The organism is Shewanella sp. UCD-KL21, assembly GCF_001957135.1.
GTDB lineage: Bacteria > Pseudomonadota > Gammaproteobacteria > Enterobacterales > Shewanellaceae > Shewanella.
The window spans coordinates 58,007-80,617 of sequence record NZ_MPHK01000016.1; the positions used below are offsets into that span (position 1 = coordinate 58,007).

The window sequence follows — 22,611 nt, forward strand, 5'->3', positions numbered from 1 at the left end:
TAAGGAGTTGTCGTTATGAGTATTAACGCTACCCTGCTAGGCCAAGCGATTTCTTTTGCTCTCTTCGTGTGGTTTTGCATGAAGTTTGTATGGCCACCATTGATGAACGCTATCGAAGAACGCCAGAAGAAAATTGCCGATGGACTAGCTGATGCAGGACGTGCTGCAAAAGATCTAGAGTTAGCTCAAGCGAAAGCAAATGAGCAACTAAAAGAAGCGAAGGCGACTGCTAACGAAATTATTGAGCAAGCTAATAAGCGCAAAGCTCAAATAGTTGAAGAAGCAAAAATGGAAGCTGATACAGAGCGTGCGAAAATCATTGCTCAAGGTCAAGCTGAAATTGAAAACGAACGTAATCGCGTTAAAGATGACTTGCGTAAGCAAGTTGCTACTCTTGCCATCACTGGTGCAGAGAAGATTCTTCAACGTTCGATTGACCCAGAAGCTCACAGTGACATAGTTAATAAACTTGTTGCTGAAATTTAATTAAGGAAGCGGAGTTATGGCTGAAATAAGCACCATTGCTCGTCCTTATGCAAAGGCAGCTTTTGATTTCGCTGTTGAGCACAAAGCAATTGAAGCTTGGGCAGAAATGCTTAACTTCGCGGCATTGGTAAGTGAAAACGAATCAATTAAGCCGTTGCTAGGTGGCTCATTAGCGAGTGCCAAGCTTGCATCATTATTCATAGAAATATGTGGTGATCAAGTGAACGCGCAAGGTCAAAACCTTTTGAAGGTTATGGCCGAAAACGGTCGTTTAGAGATACTACCTACAGTATCGCTACTTTTTGCTGAATATCGCAATGAGTGGGCAAAAGAAGTTGAAGCAACTGTTGTTTCAGCGACTGAGCTAAGCTCTGAGCAACAAACGCAAATTAGTGTTTCTCTTGAGAAACGTCTCGCACGCAAAGTAAAGCTGAATTGTAGCGTAGATGCATCACTGATTGGTGGTGTAATTATTAAATCAGGCGACTTAGTCATTGACGGCTCTGTTAGCGGTAATTTATCGCGCTTGTCTGATAAGCTACAATCGTAATTGGGAGTTTGAGCATGCAACTGAATTCCACTGAAATCAGCGATCTGATTAAGCAGCGGATCGAGCAGTTCGACGTCGTTAGTGAAGCTCGCAACGAAGGTACAATCGTTGCAGTAAGTGACGGCATCATTCGCATTCACGGCCTAGCCGATGTAATGCAAGGTGAAATGATCGAACTGCCTGGTGGCCGTTTTGCAATCGCGTTGAACTTAGAACGTGATTCTGTCGGTGCCGTAGTAATGGGCCCTTATGCTAATTTAGCAGAAGGCGCAAAAGTTAAGACCACTGGTCGTATTCTTGAAGTACCAGTAGGTCGTGGTTTATTAGGCCGCGTTGTTAACACTCTTGGTGAGCCAATTGACGGAAAAGGACCTATCGACAACGATGGTTTCTCTCCTGTTGAAGTAATTGCTCCTGGTGTTATTGAACGTCAGTCAGTAGATCAACCTATTCAAACTGGTTATAAAGCCGTTGATTCAATGATCCCAATCGGTCGTGGACAACGTGAACTAGTAATTGGTGACCGTCAGACTGGTAAAACAGCGATGGCTATCGATGCTATTATCAACCAGAAAGATTCAGGCATTAAATGTGTATACGTAGCGGTAGGGCAAAAAGCTTCTACAATCGCTAACGTAGTGCGCAAGCTTGAAGAGCACGGTGCATTAGCTAACACTATCGTTGTAGTTGCAACAGCTTCTGAAGCTGCAGCATTACAATACTTAGCACCTTACTCAGGTTGTTCTATGGGTGAATACTTCCGTGACCGCGGTGAAGATTCTTTAATCGTATATGATGATCTATCTAAGCAAGCAGTTGCTTACCGTCAGATCTCGTTACTATTGAAGCGTCCACCAGGACGTGAAGCATACCCAGGTGATGTATTCTATCTACATTCTCGTTTATTAGAGCGTGCTTCACGTGTAAACGAAAACTATGTAGAAAAGTTCACTAACGGTGAAGTAAAAGGTCAAACCGGTTCTTTAACTGCGTTACCTATTATTGAAACCCAAGCTGGTGACGTATCTGCATTCGTACCGACCAACGTAATTTCTATTACAGATGGTCAGATCTTCCTTGAGACTGACTTGTTTAACTCAGGACTACGTCCTGCTGTTAACCCAGGTATTTCTGTTTCTCGTGTTGGTGGTGCGGCTCAGACTAAGATCATCAAGAAACTGTCTGGTGGTATTCGTACCGCGTTAGCACAGTATCGAGAGCTTGCTGCGTTCTCACAATTTGCATCTGACTTAGATGATGCAACTCGTGCTCAACTTGAGCATGGTGAGCGTGTTACCGAACTTATGAAGCAAAAGCAATATGCTCCAATGAGCGTTGCTGATCAAGCTATCTCAATCTTCTCAGCTGAAAAAGGCTACTTGAAGACTGTAGAATTAAGTAAAATCGGTAGCTTTGAAGCCGCTCTGCTTTCATATATGAACAGCGAACATGCTGAGCTTATTAAAACTATCAATGCAACTGGCAACTACAATGCAGACATTGAAAGTGAATTAAAAGCGGGCATGGACAAGTTCATTGAAACCCAAACCTGGTAATGAATAGAGGTGTCGTAAGACACCTCCGGTCCAGAATTGGAGAGTAAAGATGGCCAACGCTAAAGAGATTAAAACCAAGATCGCGAGTGTTAAAAACACTCAGAAGATCACTTCTGCTATGGAAATGGTTGCAGCCAGCAAAATGCGTAAAGCGCAGGAACGCATGGCTTCAAGTCGTCCATATGCAGAGCATATGCGTCAGGTGATCGGTCACGTTGCGCAAGGTACTCTCGAGTATAAACACCCCTATTTAGAGGTGAGAGATGCCAAGCGGGTTGGTTACATTGTTGTGTCAACCGACCGTGGCCTTTGTGGTGGTTTGAACGTTAACCTTTTCAAAAAGGTTGTGTCAGACGTGAAGAGCTGGAAAGACCAAGGGGCAGAAGTTGAATTTTGTCCTATTGGTGCACGTAGTGTGCAGTTCTTCAAAAGCTTTGGTGGAGAAATCTCTGCCCATGCATCTGGTTTAGGCGATGCGCCTAAATTAGCCGATTTAATCGGTACCGTACGTGTGATGCTACAAGCTTACAACGAAGGTAAATTGGATCGTTTGTTTATTGTGTTCAACAAATTCGTTAACACAATGACTCAAACTCCTGTGATCGAGCAGCTGCTACCTTTGCCTAAGTCAGAAGAAGAAGTAGCTAAGTATCCTTGGGATTATATCTACGAGCCAGATCCAAAAGAAATTTTGGAAGTATTACTGACTCGTTATGTGGAGTCTCAAGTTTATCAAGGTGTTGTTGAGAATATTGCCTCTGAGCAAGCTGCCCGTATGGTAGCGATGAAGGCGGCAACAGACAACGCTGGCGAACTGATCAATGATCTGCAATTAGTCTACAACAAGGCACGACAAGCTGCGATTACGCAAGAATTGTCGGAAATTGTTGCAGGTGCTGCAGCGGTTTAGGTTAGGTAACGAAAACAAGTTTAGAGGATTAATCATGAGCACAGGTACTGTTGTCCAAGTAATTGGCGCGGTTGTGGACGTAGAGTTTCCACAAGATTCTGTACCTCAGGTATATGACGCTCTGAAGATCACAGGTGAAGGCGACTGTAATGGTTTGGTGCTGGAAGTTCAGCAACAACTAGGTGGTGGTGTTGTTCGTGCCATCGCTATGGGTTCTTCTGATGGTCTGCGTCGTGGTCTAGAGGTAGCAAACTCAGGTTCACCAATTTCTGTTCCGGTAGGGGTTGCAACCCTTGGCCGTATCATGAATGTATTGGGTGAGCCTATTGATGAAGCGGGTGAAATTGGTGAAGAAGAGCGTTACGAAATTCACCGTGAAGCTCCTTCATACGAAGATCAATCAAACTCAACTGAACTTTTAGAGACTGGTATCAAGGTTATTGACCTTGTATGTCCATTCGCTAAGGGTGGTAAAGTTGGTTTATTTGGTGGTGCTGGTGTTGGTAAAACCGTCAACATGATGGAATTAATCAACAACATCGCAAAAGCACACTCAGGTCTTTCTGTATTCGCTGGTGTTGGTGAGCGTACTCGTGAGGGTAACGACTTCTACTACGAAATGAAAGATTCTGGCGTACTCGACAAAGTAGCCATGGTTTATGGCCAAATGAACGAGCCTCCAGGTAACCGTTTACGTGTTGCATTGTCTGGTTTGACAATGGCTGAGAAATTCCGTGACGAAGGTCGTGACGTACTGTTATTTGTTGATAACATTTACCGTTATACCTTAGCCGGTACTGAAGTATCTGCACTGTTAGGTCGTATGCCTTCTGCAGTAGGTTACCAACCAACACTAGCTGAAGAAATGGGTGTTCTACAAGAACGTATTACTTCAACTAAGTCTGGTTCTATTACCTCTGTACAAGCGGTATATGTACCTGCGGATGACTTAACCGATCCGTCACCAGCAACAACCTTCGCTCACTTAGATGCGACTGTTGTACTGTCTCGTAACATTGCATCGCTAGGTATTTACCCAGCGGTTGACCCATTGGATTCGACTTCACGTCAATTAGATCCATTAGTAGTTGGTCAAGAGCATTATGATGTTGCGAACGGCGTTCAAACTGTACTTCAGCGCTACAAAGAGCTGAAAGATATTATTGCGATCCTAGGTATGGATGAATTATCTGATGAAGATAAAACAACTGTATTCCGTGCTCGTAAGATTGAAAAATATCTTTCACAGCCTTTCTTCGTTGCTGAAGTATTTACAGGTTCTCCAGGTAAATACGTTTCTCTTAAAGACACCATCCGTGGCTTTAAGGGTATCTTGAATGGTGAGTTCGATCACATTCCTGAGCAAGCGTTCTACATGGTTGGTTCAATCGACGAAGCTGTCGAGAAAGCTAACAAAGCAAAATAACTGAGCATTAGCTTAGTATTTTAGGAGAACTTGATGGCAGCCATGACAGTCCAACTTGATATAGTAAGTGCTGAAAACAGCATGTTCAGCGGTGAAGTAAGCTTCTTAGAAGTGAGCGGCACCGAGGGTGAGTTAGGTATTATGCCTAACCATGCTCCATTACTTACTAGAATCAAACCTGGCATGGCGCGCATGATCAAGCAAGATGGTAGTGAAGAAGTGATGTATCTTTCAGGTGGAATCCTGGAAGTACAACCTGCTTCAATCTCTGTTCTTGCTGACGTCGCTTTGCGTGCCGATGATATTGATGAGCAAGCTGCATTAGAAGCTAAGCAAAAGGCTGAAGCGAATATCGCTAATGCTGGTGCTGACTTTGATTATGAAGCTGCAACAATTGAATTAGCTAAATCATTAGCTCAACTTCGTGTTGTTGAAACCATCAAAAAGAACATTGCCAGATAAAGGTTATTGTTTTGAAAAGGCGACCCTAGGGTCGCCTTTTTTGTATCTAGAATTTGAATTAATTGCATCATAATAGTCGTGCTTATGCGCCAATTTTTGACTGATAGTGTAATAATTTCCATGCTGATTTCCTGTCACCCATAATCTAGGTTAAAATCAGCCTCAATAAACTGCATTAGCCAGAATTGAATACTTGTATAAAGGAATCCCGATGTCATTAAATGTTGTAATTTTAGCTGCTGGTAAAGGAACACGGATGCGTTCAGACTTGCCAAAGGTACTGCACCCTATTGCCCACAAAAGCATGGTGCAACATGTTATTGATACTGCAAACTCATTAGGCTCAAACGCTATTCAATTGGTTTATGGCTATGGCGCAGACAAGCTGCAAGCTTCTTTAGGTGAGCAAGCGGTTAATTGGGTATTGCAAGCTGAGCAATTGGGTACAGGCCACGCCGTCGCGCAAGCCAATCCAAACATTAACGATGATGACACTGTGCTGATTTTATACGGTGATGTGCCGTTAATTCAGCAATCAACTTTAGAAAGTTTACTTGCTGCTCGCCCTGAAAATGGTTTAGCAATATTAACGGTTAATTTAGCTAACCCAAGCGGTTATGGCCGTATCGTGCGCGAAGGTGGCAAGGTTGTTGGCATTATCGAGCAAAAAGATGCTAATGCTGAGCAGCTGCTCATTAACGAAGTAAATACCGGCATTATGGCGGTACCTGGCAAGCAATTAAAAGCGTGGCTTGGGCGTCTTTCAAACAGCAATGCCCAAGGTGAGTATTACCTAACTGATATTATTGCTATGGCCCATGAAGATGGAGTGGCAATTGATACCGCGCAGCCGCAATCAGCTGTTGAAGTTGAGGGCGCTAATAACCGCGTTCAGTTAGCGCAATTAGAGCGTGCTTATCAAGCCCGTGAAGCTGAAGCGTTAATGCTGGCTGGCGCAAATTTACGTGATCCTAGCCGAATCGATATCCGCGGTGATGTGACTGTGGGTATGGACGTGATGATTGACGTTAATGTTATCTTTAATGGCAAAGTGACTTTAGGTAACAATGTCACTATTGGCGCAGGCGCGATATTAACTGACTGTATTATCGCTGATAACGCTGAAATTAAGCCTTACTCAATCGTTGAAGGGGCAAAGCTTGGAGTTGCAGCCAGTGCTGGGCCATTTGCTCGTTTACGTACAGGCGCAGAGCTAAAAGATAATGCCCATATCGGCAACTTTGTCGAAATGAAAAAGGCAGTGTTAGGCGAAGGCTCTAAAGCTGGCCATTTGGCCTATTTAGGCGATGCCAATATTGGCGCTGGGGTTAACATTGGCGCAGGCACGATTACCTGTAACTATGATGGTGCGAATAAATTCTTAACCACCATAGAAGATGGCGTCTTTGTGGGGAGTGATACTCAATTAATTGCCCCGGTGACCATAGGTAAAAATGCCACTTTGGGTGCTGGTTCAACAATTGCTAAAGATGTCGCTGAAGGCGAGTTAGTGATTACTCGTGTTAAGCAGCGCCATATCAGTGGTTGGGCAAGACCAGTTAAAAAAGCCAAATAGACTAAAAAACGATTAAATATCAAACGACAAGCATCGCTGCTTGTCGTTTTTTTTTACATAAAAAACACAAAGGTAAAGTCAATGTAAATAAACTTTAATAATAATCATTCTCATTTATAGTTGCGCCACATAAATACACAATTGCGAAACTTTAGAGGGTGAAGATGTTAACAAAACCATCTTGTTTGTCACTTGCGGTAACGAGTGCAATTTTATCAATGTCTGTTATAGCAGAAGAGCAGATCCATACCAATCAAGCCAGCTCTCCAGGTATCGAGCATATTGAAGTCACAGGTAGACAATTCAATGACTATAAAGTCGGTACGGCATCCGGCGCAATGCGCGGCGATATTAGCATTTTAGATACCCCTCAATCGGTTACTGTCATTCCTGATTTTATTACCGACGAGCAATTAGCCACAAATTTATCAGAAGTGTTAGTTAATGACTCCAGTGTGACTGGCGGCAGTGAAAAGTGGAATCGTCAGGTATTTAACCTTCGCGGTTTTGAGCTATCTTCAGGCTCAGGCTTCCTGATTAATGGTCAGCAGCAGTGGTCTCACTATGTGCAGCCAATCGAAACATTACAGCAAGTTGAAGTGTTAAAAGGGCCTTCAAGCATGTTGTACGGTCAGTCAGGTCCCGGTGGATTGATTAATATGGTCACCAAAAAATCGAGCTATGATGCAATGCTCGATATCGGTTTTGACATTGACGAGCATGGTTCTACTCGTTTGCAACTTGACGCGGGTGGCAGTTTGAATGAAGCACAAACGCTGCGTTATCGCACCGTGCTGGTTAAACAAGATACCCAGTATTGGCGAGAGTACCGCGATGACTCGAATCAAGAACGAGATCGTTGGTTAGGCTATTTAAATGTAGAGTTTGATGTCACAGATGATTTGTTGTTGTCGGTTAAATATGACCATACCCAAGACAAAACCGGAATCGATCGTGGTGGTTGGTTAGATGCTGATGGTGAGCTTATTGGTGGACGTGACACGATTTGGGATATGCCTTGGGCATTTACCGATAACACCATTAGTAATTTAGGTGCTGAATTAACTTATCATTTAACTGATGATTGGAAAATTAAAGCTGGCTATAACGACCAACAATTTAACCGTCAGCGTTTAGATTCATCGCCAAGCCAATGTACTGCTTGCGGTGATGATCCGCTAACTGATGGCTACTATATCAGTCCATTTGATCGTTATGATGACTGGCAGCATAAAACTGGTTTTGTTGATTTCACCGGTAATTTTCAAACGGGTAATTTAGGCCATCAATTGTTAATTGGCGCCAATATGCTTGATTATTATTACGGTCAGCTCAAAGAATCTGGCGACAAATATCAAGTTGTGATGCCTGGGGAGCCTATGCCTAACCCTCAACTTGATTATCGTAATGATGACACTAAATCTGAAAGTGAATACAAGCATTACGGCTTTTATATTCAAGATTTAATAACAATCAATGACTCATGGAAAGCGCTGGCTGGCATGCGTTATGACGAGCAAAAGAAAGAAGGTGCTGGTAATAATAGTTATGCAGTGTCACCTAAGTTCGGGCTTATTTACTCGCCAGTAGAAAGCGCAAGCATTTACCTTAATTATTCAAAAAGCTTCACACCACAAGGTATGGTTAACGACATTAATGATCTTAATGACCAAATGAACCTTGATCCTGAATACGGCGAACAGTATGAACTTGGTGCCAAGTGGGAGCTATTTGACGGCAGTTTATTACTGACTGGCGCTGTATTTGATATCACAGTGAATAATGTCACAGTAAAAGAGCAGATTGAAAACTCTGAGCTAACCATCACTACTCAATCAGGTGAGCAGCGCCATCGAGGTTTTGAAATCGGTTCACAAGGCCAACTAAGCGATAAATGGTTTATGACCGGTTCAATGATGTATTTAGATGCTGAGTATATCCGCCCAGATCAAGACAGCTTAGATGGTAAAACCCCAGTAGATGCGCCTGAATTGTCGGCGAATATCTGGACTCGTTACGAAATGACCCAAGACTTAGCCTTTAACTTCGGGGCAATATATGTCGGCGAACGCTTTGCTAATACCAGTAATGCCATTGTAAAAGACGACTATGTTCGTTTTGACTTAGGTGCAGCCTATTCAATGCCGGTCATGGGAAGCGATATTAGCGTACGGATGAATATCAAAAACCTATTTGATACCGACTATCTTGATGGTGGTTCAGAAACTGATGTCACCGTTGGAGAGGGACGGAGCTTTAGCTTAGCATTTGAAGCAAAATTCTAAGTGCTAATAAAGCGTTAAGTAAGTCACTGCCACAATTGTTGCTGTGGCACTGCTAGCTTAGTTTAACTTTTGATTATCAACACCAAGCCCCTATATCAATGATAGGGGCTTTTTTTTGGGCTAAATTTGAAACAGGTAACTTTCAAAAACTAGTAAAAAAGTTTCGTTTGGTTATAATGTGCCTTTCGAATCGAAACTTAAGCTACTGAACATGAATAAAAGAAACACACAGCAGCGACGCCATAGCATTATTAGCCTGCTCAATAGCCAAGGCGAAGTCAGTGTTGATGAGTTATCCTTACGGTTCGAAACTTCTGAAGTCACCATTCGCAAAGACTTAGCCACCTTAGAAAAAGCCGGACTGTTATTACGCCGTTATGGTGGCGCAGTTGCTATACCTGATGAAGTCACTCAGGCATTTAGCAGCAAAATAGCCCCGAATAAATTATCCATAGCGAAAGCTGCAGCTGAATTAATTAACGATCACAACCGCATTATCATCGATAGCGGCAGTACCACCTCAGGGTTAATTCAACAGCTCAATCATAAGCGCGGCTTGTTAGTGATGACGAACTCATTGCAACTGGCAAACGCCATTCATGAGTTAGAAAATGAGCCGACATTATTGATGACCGGTGGCACTTGGGATCCGCATTCAGAGTCGTTTCAAGGCCAAATTGCAGAACAAGTACTACGCTCATATAACTTTGACCAGCTGTTTATTGGCGCAGATGGCATTGATTTAGCCCGTGGCACGACCACCTTTAACGAATTAACTGGCTTAAGCAAAGTGATGGCAGAGGTCTCAAGAGACGTTATCGTGATGCTTGAGTCGGACAAGTTTGGCCGCCGGATCCCCAATCTCGAATTACCTTGGAGCAATATCAGCGTATTAGTCACTGATGACAAGCTACCAGCAGAGACGGTGGCCACAATTACAGAATATGGTGTGAGAGTCATTTTGGCTCCCCACAAAGAATAACTTTTACATTTTTACTAAATTAAATAATTGGACATAAATTATGTGTGGAATCGTTGGCGCAGTAGCGCAAAGAGATGTGGCTGAAATTCTAGTAGAAGGCCTTAAGCGTCTTGAATACCGTGGTTATGACTCAGCAGGTGTTGCCATCATCAATAATGATGAACTTGGCCGTACTCGCCGCGTCGGTAAAGTACAAGAGTTATCAGATGCGTTAGCCGCAGCGCCACTATCTGGCGGCACAGGTATCGCACACACTCGCTGGGCTACCCATGGTGAGCCAAGTGAGCGTAATGCTCATCCACATGTGTCTGAAGGCGATATTGCCGTAGTGCATAACGGTATTATTGAAAACCACAATAAACTGCGTGAAATGCTAAAAGGCTTGGGTTACCGCTTTGCATCAGATACAGATACCGAAGTGATTTGTCACCTTGTTCACCATGAATTGAAAACACATGACACCCTAGTAGCCGCAGTGCAAACAGCTGTTAAACAACTAGAAGGTGCTTACGGAACTGTAGTTGTCGATCGCCGTGATAACTCGCGCATGGTTGTTGCCCGTAGTGGTAGCCCATTAGTTGTGGGTTACGGTTTAGGTGAAAACTTTATCGCTTCAGATCAGCTGGCTTTATTACCTGTTACCCGCTCATTCGCCTTTTTAGAAGAAGGTGATGTAGCTGAAGTGACTCGCCGCGAAGTCAACATTTTTGATGTTAATGGCAATGCGGTAGAGCGTGAAATAAAAGAGTCAGAAGTCACCCACGATGCCGGTGATAAAGGTGAATACCGTCACTACATGCTTAAAGAAATTTATGAGCAGCCAACCGCGATAGCCCACACCTTAGAAGGTCGTATTGCTGGTGGTAAAGTATTGGATTCAGCTTTTGGTGACAACGCCGCAGAGTTCTTAAAAGACATCAAACACGTACAAATCATTGCCTGTGGTACCAGTTACCATGCGGGGATGGCGGCGCGTTACTGGTTAGAAGACTGGGCTGGCGTATCATGTAATGTCGAAATTGCATCAGAGTTTCGCTACCGCAAATCACACCTGTTCCCGAACAGCTTATTAGTCACTATTTCACAATCAGGTGAAACGGCTGATACTTTAGCGGCAATGCGCCTAGCAAAAGAAATGGGCTACAAAGCCACCTTAACCATCTGTAATGCTCCTGGTTCATCATTAGTACGTGAATCTGATATGGCTTATATGATGAAAGCCGGCGTTGAAATTGGTGTGGCGTCAACTAAAGCCTTTACCGTGCAATTGGCTGGTTTATTAATGCTAACCACTGCAATTGGTCGTCATAATGGCATGACTGAGGCGATGGAAGCTGAAATTACCCAAAGCTTACAATCTATGCCAGCTAAAGTTGAGCAAGCCCTTAGCTTAGATGATGCCATTGCTGAACTTGCAGAAGATTTTGCTGACAAACACCATGCATTATTCCTAGGCCGCGGCGATCAATACCCAATCGCAATGGAAGGCGCACTAAAGCTTAAAGAAATCTCTTATATCCATGCTGAAGCTTATGCTTCTGGTGAGCTTAAACATGGCCCATTAGCGTTAATTGATGCTGATATGCCAGTGATTGTCGTTGCACCTAACAACGAGCTACTTGAAAAGCTTAAATCAAACGTAGAAGAAGTTCGTGCTCGTGGCGGCTTAATGTATGTGTTTGCCGATAAAGATGCCGAGTTTGAGTCTGATGACACTATGAAGGTAATCCCAGTACCACACTGTGATGAGTTTATGGCGCCGCTGATTTATACCATTCCACTACAGTTATTGTCATACCATGTGGCATTAATCAAAGGTACAGACGTGGATCAACCACGTAACCTCGCCAAATCGGTAACGGTTGAATAAATCGACAGTTAATTACTAACATTTTAAAAGCCTCAACATGCAGATGTTGGGGCTTTTTTGTTTTGTGGCTATTTGAGAACTGCTGAAACTAATCATTCAAAGTTCAAAATAAAACTGGCATATATGATATTTCGTATATACAATATTTTGTATAAATTTTGCATAGGGATAAATATGAGTATCAACAAACAACGAGTGTTATTTCTGTGTACGGGCAATTCAGCCCGTTCGCAAATGGCTGAAGTGTTGTTAACGCACCGTGCGGGTGATCGCTTTGAGGTTTATAGCGCTGGCACCCAGCCTGAAGCGGTGGACCCTCGCGCTGTTGATGCCCTCAACCGTTTTGGTATTGATACGGCCAATACCACTAAACTGGTTACAAACTCTATTAGTGATTTTAAAGCGCAGCAGTTTGATTACGTCATTACCCTTTGTAATAGGGCTACTGCAGAGTGCCGCAGTTATGAAACTGCCACTAAACAACTGGCTTGGGATTTTTCCGATCCTAAAGCGCGTTCCGGCTGCCAGCCTTTTTCGGCGACTTTGAATGAAATCAATGATCGCTTGTCGATGTTTCTTTTAGTGGAAGCAGAGCCTATTAGCTCTACATCTATTAACTCAACATCTATCAACTCTAAAGCTATTAGTTCTGAAACTGCCACCAGCATTGAGCCAGTAAAGCCGCTCGAACCTAGCGCTTTTTATAAATGTTTAACTGATGATATTCGCTTAAAAACCTTAATGTTAACCCACTATCATGGTGAGTTATGTGTTTGTGAGTTGATGCAGGCATTGGCAGAAGATAGCCAACCTAAGGTATCGCGCAATCTAGCGGTACTTAAAAAAGCCAACATTATCAGCGATAGAAAACACGGCCAATGGGTGTTTTATCGGATTAATGCCGAGCTACCTTTGTGGGCCAAATCTGTGATAGCGCAAACCACAGAAAATAATATTTCCTTTATAGCCGCGCCGCTGCAAAGGCTAGCGCAAATGCAAGGCCGGCCAAGCAAGGCAAACTTTAGTAAGGCGAGCTTTTGTAATTAATTTTTAAATTAACGACTTATTTTATAACTTGTTTCAAAAGAAACAGCAGAGGATATGCTAATGACTATTAAAATCGGTATTAACGGCTTTGGCCGTATGGGACGCTTAACAATGCGTGCAGCATTTGATTGGGACGAGGTTGAAATCGTGCATATCAATGATCCCGCTGGCGATGCTGCAACATTAGCCCACTTAATGACGTTTGATTCAGTCCACGGCCGCTGGCACCACGAGGCGACCCATACAGAAGTGAATGACGCTCAAGCTATGCTGATCAATGGCAAAGCCATCCCATGTACCCAAAATGTCGCCACTCAAGATACCGATTGGTCACAGTGTGATGTGGTTATTGAGGCGTCAGGTAAAATTAAAACCAAAGCCTTGTTACAAGCATATTTAGACCAAGGCGTTAAAAGGGTCGTTGTTACTGCGCCAGTTAAAGAAGATGGCGTATTGAATATTGTCATGGGCGTTAATGAAGGCCTTTATGATAAAGCCATTCACCCTATCGTTACCGCAGCGTCTTGCACCACTAACTGTTTAGCGCCAGTGGTTAAAGTGATTCATGAAAAAATTGGTATCAAACATGGCTCAATGACCACCATTCATGACATTACTAATACTCAAACCATTATTGATGCGCCTCACAAAGATTTACGCCGAGCCCGTGCTTGTGGCACTAGCTTAATCCCTACTACCACAGGTTCTGCAACGGCAATTACTCATATTTTTCCTGAGCTAAAAGGCAAGCTTAATGGTCATGCGATTCGAGTGCCACTCACTAACGCATCCCTAACCGATTGTGTGTTTGAAGTTGAGCGCAAAACCGATATTGCTGAGATAAACCAAGTATTGAAGCAGGCTGCTGACAATGAGCTTAAAGATATTTTAGGCTATGAAGAGCGCCCGTTAGTCTCAATTGATTATAAAACCGATCCACGCTCAAGCATTATTGATGCCTTATCCACCATGGTGGTAAATGACACTCAAGTGAAGCTGTATGTGTGGTATGACAATGAGTGGGGCTATGCAAATCGCACCGCAGAATTGGTTCGTATGGTTGGTTTGGCTGACAAGCACTAGATAAAGGTTATGAGTTAATGGGACTTTTATCGTTAAGCAACTTATCACCACAGATTAAGCAATACTTGGTGATAACCGGTAATTATTGGGCGTTTACCTTAACCGATGGTGCGCTGCGAATGCTGGTGGTGTTGTACTTTCATCACTTAGGCTATAGCCCGCTCAATATTGCCATGCTGTTTTTGTTTTATGAAATCTTTGGCGTGGTGACTAATTTAGTCGGCGGCTGGCTTGGGGCGCGTTTGGGGCTCAATAAAACCATGAATATTGGTTTGGGGCTGCAAATTATCGCTTTAGCCATGTTAGCTGTGCCGGCTGAGATGCTGACTATTGGCTATGTCATGCTAGCACAAGCATTGTCAGGTATTGCCAAAGACTTAAATAAAATGAGTGCTAAAAGCGCCATTAAACTCTTGGTGCCAGCAGGGGCTGAGGGCAAATTATATCAATGGGTCGCAATTCTTACCGGCTCTAAAAATGCCTTAAAAGGGGTGGGCTTCTTCTTAGGCGGTTTATTACTGACCTTGCTTGAGTTCAGGGGCGTGATAATCTTAATGGCATCACTGTTGGCGCTAGTATGGTTATTTAGCTTAATCAGCCTTAAACAGGATTTAGGTAAAGCCAAGAGTAAGCCTAAGTTTAAAGAGGTGTTTTCAAAAAGCCGCTCAATCAACATCTTGTCTGCTGCAAGAATGTTTTTATTCGGCGCCCGTGATGTGTGGTTTGTGGTGGCCTTGCCAGTATTTTTGGCGGTGACTTTTGATTGGGATCACTGGTGGGTTGGCGGCTTTATGGCAAGTTGGGTGATTGGCTACGGCATTGTGCAATCCTTTGCGCCCTACATTACCGGTAAAAAGCATGGCCAAGTGCCCAGTGGCCGCGCAGCAGTATTATGGGCCAGCTATTTAACCCTAATACCCGCTGCAATCGCACTGGCGTTACAGATGGATTTTTACGTTCAAAGCAGCATTATTATTGGTTTATTGGTGTTTGGCGCTGTGTTTGCGGTGAATTCATCACTGCATAGCTATTTGATTGTTAGCTATGCCGATAGTGATGAAGTGTCCCTTGATGTGGGCTTTTACTATATGGCGAATGCTATGGGACGGCTAATTGGTACGGTATTATCTGGGCTAGTGTTTCAGTTTTATGGTCTAGAAGCCTGCTTGTGGATCTCTGCGGCCTTTGTTGCTATTGCAGCAGGGCTATCGACCAAGTTACCTGTGACCAAACTGAATACGAACTGATTTATCGTTACAGTTACCGCAGTGCTATTTAATGGTCATTCTAAATAAAAAGCCCGTTTAACGGGCTTTTTCATCTTCATCTATCTTATTTGAATCATTGTTCTTGTTTGAGTACTTCGAAAGTGAAGCATTTTGGGGCTAATTTTTAACGTTTTTTAGTGTTGTAAAATTACTTAGTTGTAATAATTTGATCGGATAAAGTGACATTTTATTCTGTTTGAAATCACGCCGCTATTGATTCAGTTGGTCACCCTTGTGAGGATGATGTTGGTGATGTTTTTAAGTTGTAATTTGATTGCTACCTGTCTGCTCCTTATGAAAGCGCTATTTAGGCTTTGCGTTGTTATTTATAAGGCGTCATCAGGCTTTTAATCGTCTAATAAAAATAATCATCCCGACTGGTATCTATTGCTTGAGTCCGTGCCATTGCTCGCTAAACTGCTCGTATCGTAGAGTTTAGTGAGTTAAAAATGTATGGATGTTTTCATCAGTTTACTAGGCATGTGTGCCTTGATTGGTTTAGCTGTTTTACTGTCAGAACGAAGAAAGGCTATTAACCTAAGAACGGTTATCGGTGCGTTAGCATTCCAAGTCGCCTTTGGTGCATTTGTAATGTACGTGCCAATGGGTCAAACCATATTGGATAGCGCTTCTAATGGCGTGATGCACGTTATTAGCTACGGCAATGAAGGCTTAAGCTTCGTGTTTGGTGACTTGGCTAAATTCGGTGTTGGATTCATCTTTTTAATTAACGTGTTATTCATTGTGGTATTTATTAGCGCGCTGATAGCTGTGCTGTATTACCTTGGTATCATGCAGCTGTTTATTGGCATTATTGGCGGCGCATTATCAAAAATACTTGGCACTAGCCGCGCTGAGTCGTTATCGGCAACCGCCAATATTTTTGTGGGCCCGATTGAGGCCCCTTCAATGGTGCGTCCATTTGTAAAACACATGACCCGCTCAGAGCTATTTGCCGTGATGACTGGCGGTTTAGCCTCTGTTGCTGGTGGTACCATGATTGGTTATATCCAAATGGGTGTTGATATTAAGTACGTGCTGACCGCTGCCTTTATGACTGCGCCAGCAGGGCTATTGTTTGCCAAAATCATGTGGCCAGAAACTGAAACCCCTCGCAATGACATTGGTAAGGTCATGGATGAGCAAGAAGACAAACCTAGCAATGTACTTGATGCCGCCGCCAATGGCGCAGCGATGGGCATACAACAGGTGATGATGGTTGCTGCGTTACTGATTGCATTTGTGGGATTGATTGCAATGGTTAACGGTCTTATTGGTGGCGTAGGTAGTTGGTTTGGTATTGCAGATCTAACCCTACAAGCCATCTTAGGTTACTTGTTAGCACCACTTGCATGGTTAATGGGGGTGCCTTGGTCTGAAGCGACCCAAGCGGCTTCATTTATCGGCCAAAAAATGGTGATTAATGAGTTTGTGGCTTATCTCGACTTCTTAAAAGTAGCCTCTGAACTGTCACCAAAAACCCAAATCATTATCAGTTTTGCCCTTTGTGGCTTCGCTAACATTGGCTCACTCGCCATGGTGATTGGCGGTTTAGCGGCATTATGCCCAGAGCGTCGTCATGACCTAAGTGAAATTGGCATGAAAGCCTTAATTGCCGCTGCGCTAGCAAACTTAATGAGCGGTACCATTGCCGGTTTATTATTTAGCTTAGCCGGCTAATAACCTTATTTTTTACGCCTGCTTATCAATAGCAGGCTTTTTTATTGGAGTAACACATGACCCCACATATTAATGCCCCAGAAGGTGCTTTTGCTAAGACAGTTTTAATGCCTGGCGACCCTCTACGTGCTAAATATATTGCTGAAAACTTCCTTGATAACCCAAAGCTAGTGACTGATGTTCGTAACATGCTGGGTTATACCGGTGAGTTTCAAGGTAAGCCGATTTCAGTCATGGGTTCTGGTATGGGGATTCCATCAATCTCTATTTACGCGAAAGAGTTGATCACCGAATATGGCGTTGAGAACATTATCCGTATCGGTTCTTGTGGCGCGGTAAGCGACAAAATTAAATTGATGGATGTGGTGATGGCAATGGGCGCAAGCACTGACTCAGCGGTTAACCGTTCGCGCTTTGCTAATACCGATTTTGCTATGATTGCTGACTTTAACATGTTGCGTTTAGCAGCTGATGCAGCTGAAAAACAAGGCGCTAGCTACCATGTCGGTAACCTATATTCTTCTGACTTATTTTACAGTGCAGATGAAGAACGTTACGACCTAATGGAAAAATACGGCATCTTAGGCGTCGAAATGGAAGCGGCAGGGCTTTACGGCGTTGCAGCTGAATATGGCGCTAATGCATTAGCAATGATGACAGTGACCGATCATTTAAGACAAGGTTTACACTTGAGCGCTGAAGAGCGTCAACAGACTTTAAATGACATGATCAAGCTGACATTAGAAGCGGTAAGCCACTTAGACTACTAATTAAAGAGCTTATCGAGTGTAAATCCTCGCTGAGACTGATTGATAGTATGAAGCCGTCATGCCGGCCAATTCCTTATGGTATTGGGCGGCATTTTTAATGGGCTTTATCTGAAATTGGTCAATTCGCTTGTTAAATAATTATTTGGATAAAACTTAAACTCAACAGATTTACTTCATGGTTACCTTGCCACCAATCATCTTAAAGGCAGGTGTCCCACGTACTAGTGTGTCTCTAGCAAAAGTGCTTTCACATTGCGGACATATACATGGGCTGGTGGTGTAATCATTTACAATGCGCTCTTTAAAGCATTTTACTCATGCACCTTTCCCCCCTTTGCGATATTTAAAAAGTTGGGTTTTACATTTGCCACAGAAGATATCGACAGTGCGACTAGGGCCTTTAGCGTTGGGTTTTGCCATTAAAGTCTCATTCAGTAAGGTTAGCGGCATCTCTTAAACTGCTAATGGAGAAAGTGTGCAATGCACTTAGGTGCTATTTTAATGCTTGTTACTGTCACTTATTATGAGTGCTTTCAACATTTTTTAATATTAATTAAGTTATTTTACACACATAACTGCTTTTTGAGGTGATTTGAAAGTAGTTTTGTTTGATATTCGTAAGTGAAACCTCTCTCTAAATGGATAATAAATACTACAATTAGGTGGTTGTGGTGAAAGAGTTACTACCCTTAACTGTCATAATGTAATAATTATTTGTGTTTTTTCTTTAAGTGAAAATGTGTGAACCTACTCACTTGTGGTGGGTATGTTGCTGTTTTTTATGGTTTTGCTTCCTTTTTGGTTTTTATTGAAAATGAATATAAATCATAAAATGCGACTGCAAATAAAATAGCCGAATAACTGTTATGCGTTTGATCACACATTTGCTATATTGTAGTACAATTAAATGGGGCTTTTAGATTATAGTCAACTCAAGCGTATTAGATTAAGGTTGGACAATGGAACTTAACACGATTGTTGTCGGAATATATTTCTTATTCCTGATTGGTATTGGTTGGATGTTTAGAACGTTCACGAACAATACAAGTGATTACTTCCGTGGCGGCGGAAACATGCTGTGGTGGATGGTAGGTGCATCGGCGTTTATGACGCAGTTTAGTGCTTGGACCTTTACCGGTGCTGCAGGTAAAGCGTACACCGACGGTTTTGCTGTCGCAATATTGTTCTTAGCCAATGCCTTTGGCTACCTGATGAACTATCTCTATTTCGCCCCTAAATTCCGTCAACTTCGCGTTGTTACCGTTATTGAAGCCATTAGAATGCGTTTCGGTAAAGTTAACGAGCAAGTGTTCACTTGGACCGGCATGCCAAACAGCGTGATTACCGCGGGTATTTGGCTAAACGGTTTAGCCATTATTGCATCAGGTATCTTCGGTTTTGACATGACCACCACCATTATCCTAACGGGTCTTGTGGTATTAGTGATGTCAGTGACAGGGGGTTCTTGGGCGGTTATCGCCTCAGACTTCTTGCAAATGCTGGTGATTATGGCCGTAACCGTTACTTGTGCGGTAGTGGCAATCATTCACGGTGGTGGCGTAAATAACATCATTGAAAACTTCCCAACTGAGTCATTCATTGTTGGTAACGACATGAACTACTTGAGCATCTTTGCGATGTGGGGTGTGTTTATCTTCTTAAAGCAGTTCAGTATTACCAATAACATGCTGAATTCTTACCGTTACCTTGCTGCAAAAGACTCTAAAAATGCCCGTAAAGCAGCATTGTTAGCGTGTATTTTAATGACTATGGGCCCATTAATTTGGTTCATGCCAAGCTGGTTTATAGCTGGTGAAGGGGTTAACTTGGCACTGGCTTACCCAGATGCTGCTGGTAAAGCCTCAGATTTTGCTTACCTTTACTTCGTAGAAACTTACATGCCAGCAGGTATGGTGGGGTTATTGATTGCGGCCATGTTTGCAGCAACCATGTCTTCTATGGACTCTGGTCTGAACAAGAACTCAGGTATTTTTGTTAAAAACTTCTATGAGCCAATTGTTCGCCCAACAGCGAACGAGAAAGAGCTCGTAGTGGTTTCAAAATTAACCTCTAGCTTCTTTGGTGTTGCGATTATCTTGGTGGCATTGTTTATCAACTCGCTCAAAGGGTTAAGCTTATTCGATACCATGATGTACGTGGGCGCCTTGATTGGCTTCCCGATGACTATCCCTGCTTTTTGTGGCTTCTTTATTAAGAAAACCCCAGACTGGGCTGGTTGGGGTACCTTAGTTGTCGGTGGTTTTGTGTCATTCTTTGTGGGCTTTATTATCACCCCAGAAATGATAGAAACAGCGTTTAACTTAGATAATCAGTTAACCTCACGTGAGTGGTCTGAGCTCGTGGTTGCCATTGGTTTGATTGGTCACTTAGTGTTTACAGCTGGCTTCTTTGTGGCATCAACATTGTTCTACAAGCCATTAACGGCAGAGCGTCAAAAAGATGTAGATAAGTTCTTCGAGAACCTTGATACACCGTTGGTTTCAGAAGGTGAAGAGCAGCAGAAGTTAGATAACAAGCAACGTAAAATGCTCGGTTCACTGATTTCGGTGGCAGGTATTGGCATTATGACCATGTTCTTCATACCTAACGAGATGACCGGACGCTTTATCTTTATCTTGTGTGGCGGCATTGTACTTACCGTGGGTCTAGTGTTGATTAAAGCGGTAGACGATAAGATTGAAGATGCAGCCCTAGAGGCAGAAGCGAGCAATAGCTAAGCTTTAAATAACAGTTAACTCTGTTACCCTACAAAACTATTAACCATAAAAACCACCTAGTAATCTAGGTGGTTTTTTTTTTGGCTATTTGCCAATGGGAATTTAGTTTTCAAACTTGGTTTGCTGATTTTAAAAAGATTAACGTTGTAATTAGAAGTGAGTATTGGTCATTAAGCCTACTCGTCATTTCGATTTTGATTTGCTAAAGTACTTATTAATTAATAGCTTCGCTGAATGTACTGTCACTGGCTGGCTATAAACGTTATGTTCTAAAGGGATTTAGATGCAAAGGAATAATCTACTTATTGTTGCGGGTTTCTTAAGCTTTTTCGCTGCGTTATTACACATCAGCTGTATTTTCGGTGCTGGTGAGGGAATGGCGCAGATGGCTGCTGCTGGTGACTCTTACCCGACGATAGTCACGCTTATCATCGCTACTATTCTAGCGGGCTGGGGCTTTTACGCCCTATCTGGCGCTGGGGTTATCTTTAAACTTCCTCTATTAAAAACCTGTTTAGTCTTAATCACCGCTGTGTATTTAGTGCGTGGTGTTGCTGGATTAATCGTACCGTTTTTCACATCCGCTCCCGTGGTGCACCAAAACTCGCCCACATTTGGGGTCGTCAGTTCTGTCATTTGCTGTATTTTCGGTGCTTATTACTTGCTGGGCACAATAAGGTTATGGCGATAGGATTTTAGTTATCAAACTTGGTTTATTGATTAAAAAAATCAAGACCATAAGCTCGTAATTAACGATAAATGCTAGCTATTGAGGGTGATTTCTACCAAAAAAGCCAGCTTGTTGCTGGCTTTATTAGTGACTTAAATAACCCACAATACTACTGTTTCAAGTTCAGCTTATAAAAACTCACTTGAGTGTAATCTCCAGCAGCGACACCGTTGTTAGTGCATCCTGTGCCCCAAACTGGGTGTTGGGTACCTTGGTTACATTGGTTATAAGCACCGGCTTTAAAGTACATGTTGTCGCTGCCATAACCTTGGTCAATGGGATGGCCTGGGTAAGGCTGACTTAAATCGGTTTTAAATACCTTGGTTTGGGCGGCATCAGTACCGGGATTTTTGACAAAGGTTAGCGTCATCAAGCTGCCAACCACATTGACGTCATAACTAAATAGCTCACCTAGTTTGATGCCATCAACAGGATCGTCACTTTGCTTGGTTAACGTATCGCTGCCCCAAATGGGAATAGGGATATCGTAGCGTTGGTCGATATCAGCGGGGTAAACTTCATAGTTCCAAAACAGTGACCCATATTCATGGTTTGGCATTTTACGGTAGTAAATTTTAAGTGGTTCAACTTTGCTTGAACCATGAATTTGGCCAACCACCACCGAGTGCGATGGAAATTTACTGTCATCACCACTAACACTAACCCAATCAACCGCAACGGTGGCACTTAACTGGCCGCCGATTGCGCCATAAGCTTGCTTGTTAGGGTGAGTATCAATGACAAAGTTATTGCTTGGATGCTTGGGGTTTACTTTGGTGCCTTCACCATTAAGCATGATCCGCAGTTCAGAGCGGGCATTAGCGCTATTTTTGGTGGTTGGTGCTATGTTAGGTGATGCCATCACCATGGCGCCAGTTTCAGGGTGGCTGTAAAACCAAAAGTGGTTAGTGTACGGGCGCACACTATCGTTAAGTTCATCCACTTCAATTTCCATTACCTGACCTTGGCGCGCTGGGCGATGATCAGGAATAGGCAGATTGATTTTCATTTTCGATAAATCAAAATTTTGCGCAGGTGCCAGCGCTGGGCTTAATGCTTGGCTGAGTTTAGCTTTGTAGGCTTGCTGCTGAGTGGCTAAGTCTGTGGCGGCATAGGCGCTTGAACAAAGGCCTATTGCCATCGCTGTAGCAATGGTAGTTTTTATTAAACGGTGTGGCATCTTGCCTCCTGT

Annotated in this window: 18 protein-coding genes and 1 pseudogene; 17 read left to right on the plus strand and 2 right to left on the minus strand. The window is 43.1% G+C overall.

Features of this window, described 5'->3' with window-relative positions:
* Positions 1-15 precede the first annotated feature (15 nt).
* The 15 genes from atpF to deoD all read left to right on the plus strand — a co-directional run bounded on the left by atpF (position 16) and on the right by deoD (position 17,951).
* Positions 16-486, plus strand: coding sequence for a F0F1 ATP synthase subunit B (gene atpF, locus BM739_RS14355; protein ID WP_076541804.1), 471 nt, complete (start codon positions 16-18; stop codon positions 484-486).
* Positions 487-502: 16 nt separating this feature from the next.
* Positions 503-1,036, plus strand: a complete 534-nt coding sequence (gene atpH / locus BM739_RS14360) for a F0F1 ATP synthase subunit delta (protein ID WP_076541805.1) — start codon at positions 503-505, stop codon at positions 1,034-1,036.
* 14 nt (positions 1,037-1,050) lie between these two features.
* On the plus strand, positions 1,051-2,592 hold the full coding sequence (gene atpA / locus BM739_RS14365) for a F0F1 ATP synthase subunit alpha (RefSeq protein ID WP_076541807.1): 1,542 nt from the start codon (positions 1,051-1,053) through the stop codon (positions 2,590-2,592).
* A 49-nt stretch (positions 2,593-2,641) separates the two neighbouring features.
* Complete coding sequence (gene atpG / locus BM739_RS14370) at positions 2,642-3,502, plus strand: F0F1 ATP synthase subunit gamma (RefSeq protein WP_076541809.1); 861 nt, start codon at positions 2,642-2,644, stop codon at positions 3,500-3,502.
* A gap of 34 nt (positions 3,503-3,536) precedes the next feature.
* A complete protein-coding gene (gene atpD, locus BM739_RS14375; RefSeq protein ID WP_076541811.1) occupies positions 3,537-4,928 on the plus strand; it encodes a F0F1 ATP synthase subunit beta in 1,392 nt (463 codons plus the stop codon).
* A gap of 33 nt (positions 4,929-4,961) precedes the next feature.
* Complete coding sequence (locus BM739_RS14380) at positions 4,962-5,390, plus strand: F0F1 ATP synthase subunit epsilon (RefSeq protein WP_076541813.1); 429 nt, start codon at positions 4,962-4,964, stop codon at positions 5,388-5,390.
* A gap of 211 nt (positions 5,391-5,601) precedes the next feature.
* Positions 5,602-6,966 (plus strand): bifunctional UDP-N-acetylglucosamine diphosphorylase/glucosamine-1-phosphate N-acetyltransferase GlmU, encoded by a 1,365-nt coding sequence (gene glmU / locus BM739_RS14385; RefSeq protein WP_076541815.1) that lies wholly within the window; start codon positions 5,602-5,604, stop codon positions 6,964-6,966.
* A 164-nt stretch (positions 6,967-7,130) separates the two neighbouring features.
* Positions 7,131-9,251, plus strand: a complete 2,121-nt coding sequence (locus BM739_RS14390; protein WP_076541817.1) for a TonB-dependent siderophore receptor — start codon at positions 7,131-7,133, stop codon at positions 9,249-9,251.
* Between the two features lie 211 nt (positions 9,252-9,462).
* Positions 9,463-10,233: a DeoR/GlpR family DNA-binding transcription regulator gene (locus tag BM739_RS14395; protein WP_076541819.1), complete on the plus strand. Its 771-nt coding sequence runs from the start codon at positions 9,463-9,465 to the stop codon at positions 10,231-10,233.
* 40 nt (positions 10,234-10,273) lie between these two features.
* Positions 10,274-12,103 (plus strand): glutamine--fructose-6-phosphate transaminase (isomerizing), encoded by a 1,830-nt coding sequence (gene glmS / locus BM739_RS14400; RefSeq protein WP_076541821.1) that lies wholly within the window; start codon positions 10,274-10,276, stop codon positions 12,101-12,103.
* 174 nt (positions 12,104-12,277) lie between these two features.
* Positions 12,278-13,150 carry a metalloregulator ArsR/SmtB family transcription factor gene (locus BM739_RS14405; protein ID WP_076541822.1) on the plus strand — a complete coding sequence of 291 codons (873 nt, stop codon included), beginning with the start codon at positions 12,278-12,280 and terminating at the stop codon, positions 13,148-13,150.
* Between the two features lie 60 nt (positions 13,151-13,210).
* Positions 13,211-14,233, plus strand: a complete 1,023-nt coding sequence (locus BM739_RS14410; RefSeq protein WP_076541824.1) for an ArsJ-associated glyceraldehyde-3-phosphate dehydrogenase — start codon at positions 13,211-13,213, stop codon at positions 14,231-14,233.
* Between the two features lie 17 nt (positions 14,234-14,250).
* Positions 14,251-15,480 carry an organoarsenical effux MFS transporter ArsJ gene (gene arsJ, locus BM739_RS14415; RefSeq protein ID WP_076541826.1) on the plus strand — a complete coding sequence of 410 codons (1,230 nt, stop codon included), beginning with the start codon at positions 14,251-14,253 and terminating at the stop codon, positions 15,478-15,480.
* A 474-nt stretch (positions 15,481-15,954) separates the two neighbouring features.
* Positions 15,955-17,181, plus strand: a complete 1,227-nt coding sequence (locus BM739_RS14420; RefSeq protein ID WP_076541827.1) for a NupC/NupG family nucleoside CNT transporter — start codon at positions 15,955-15,957, stop codon at positions 17,179-17,181.
* A 56-nt stretch (positions 17,182-17,237) separates the two neighbouring features.
* On the plus strand, positions 17,238-17,951 hold the full coding sequence (deoD, locus tag BM739_RS14425) for a purine-nucleoside phosphorylase (RefSeq protein WP_076541829.1): 714 nt from the start codon (positions 17,238-17,240) through the stop codon (positions 17,949-17,951).
* A 168-nt stretch (positions 17,952-18,119) separates the two neighbouring features.
* Here the strand turns inward: deoD and BM739_RS20550 are convergent.
* Positions 18,120-18,371: pseudogene (locus tag BM739_RS20550) on the minus strand (hypothetical protein).
* Between the two features lie 539 nt (positions 18,372-18,910).
* Between BM739_RS20550 and BM739_RS14430 the strand changes: the two are divergent.
* Both BM739_RS14430 and BM739_RS14435 read left to right on the plus strand, forming a co-directional pair.
* Positions 18,911-20,689 (plus strand): sodium:solute symporter family protein, encoded by a 1,779-nt coding sequence (locus BM739_RS14430; RefSeq protein WP_076541830.1) that lies wholly within the window; start codon positions 18,911-18,913, stop codon positions 20,687-20,689.
* A gap of 283 nt (positions 20,690-20,972) precedes the next feature.
* On the plus strand, positions 20,973-21,380 hold the full coding sequence (locus BM739_RS14435) for a hypothetical protein (RefSeq protein WP_076541832.1): 408 nt from the start codon (positions 20,973-20,975) through the stop codon (positions 21,378-21,380).
* Positions 21,381-21,528: 148 nt separating this feature from the next.
* Here the strand turns inward: BM739_RS14435 and BM739_RS14440 are convergent, their stop codons facing one another.
* Positions 21,529-22,599 carry a polysaccharide lyase family 7 protein gene (locus tag BM739_RS14440; RefSeq protein WP_076541834.1) on the minus strand — a complete coding sequence of 357 codons (1,071 nt, stop codon included), beginning with the start codon at positions 22,597-22,599 and terminating at the stop codon, positions 21,529-21,531.
* Positions 22,600-22,611: the final 12 nt, after the last annotated feature.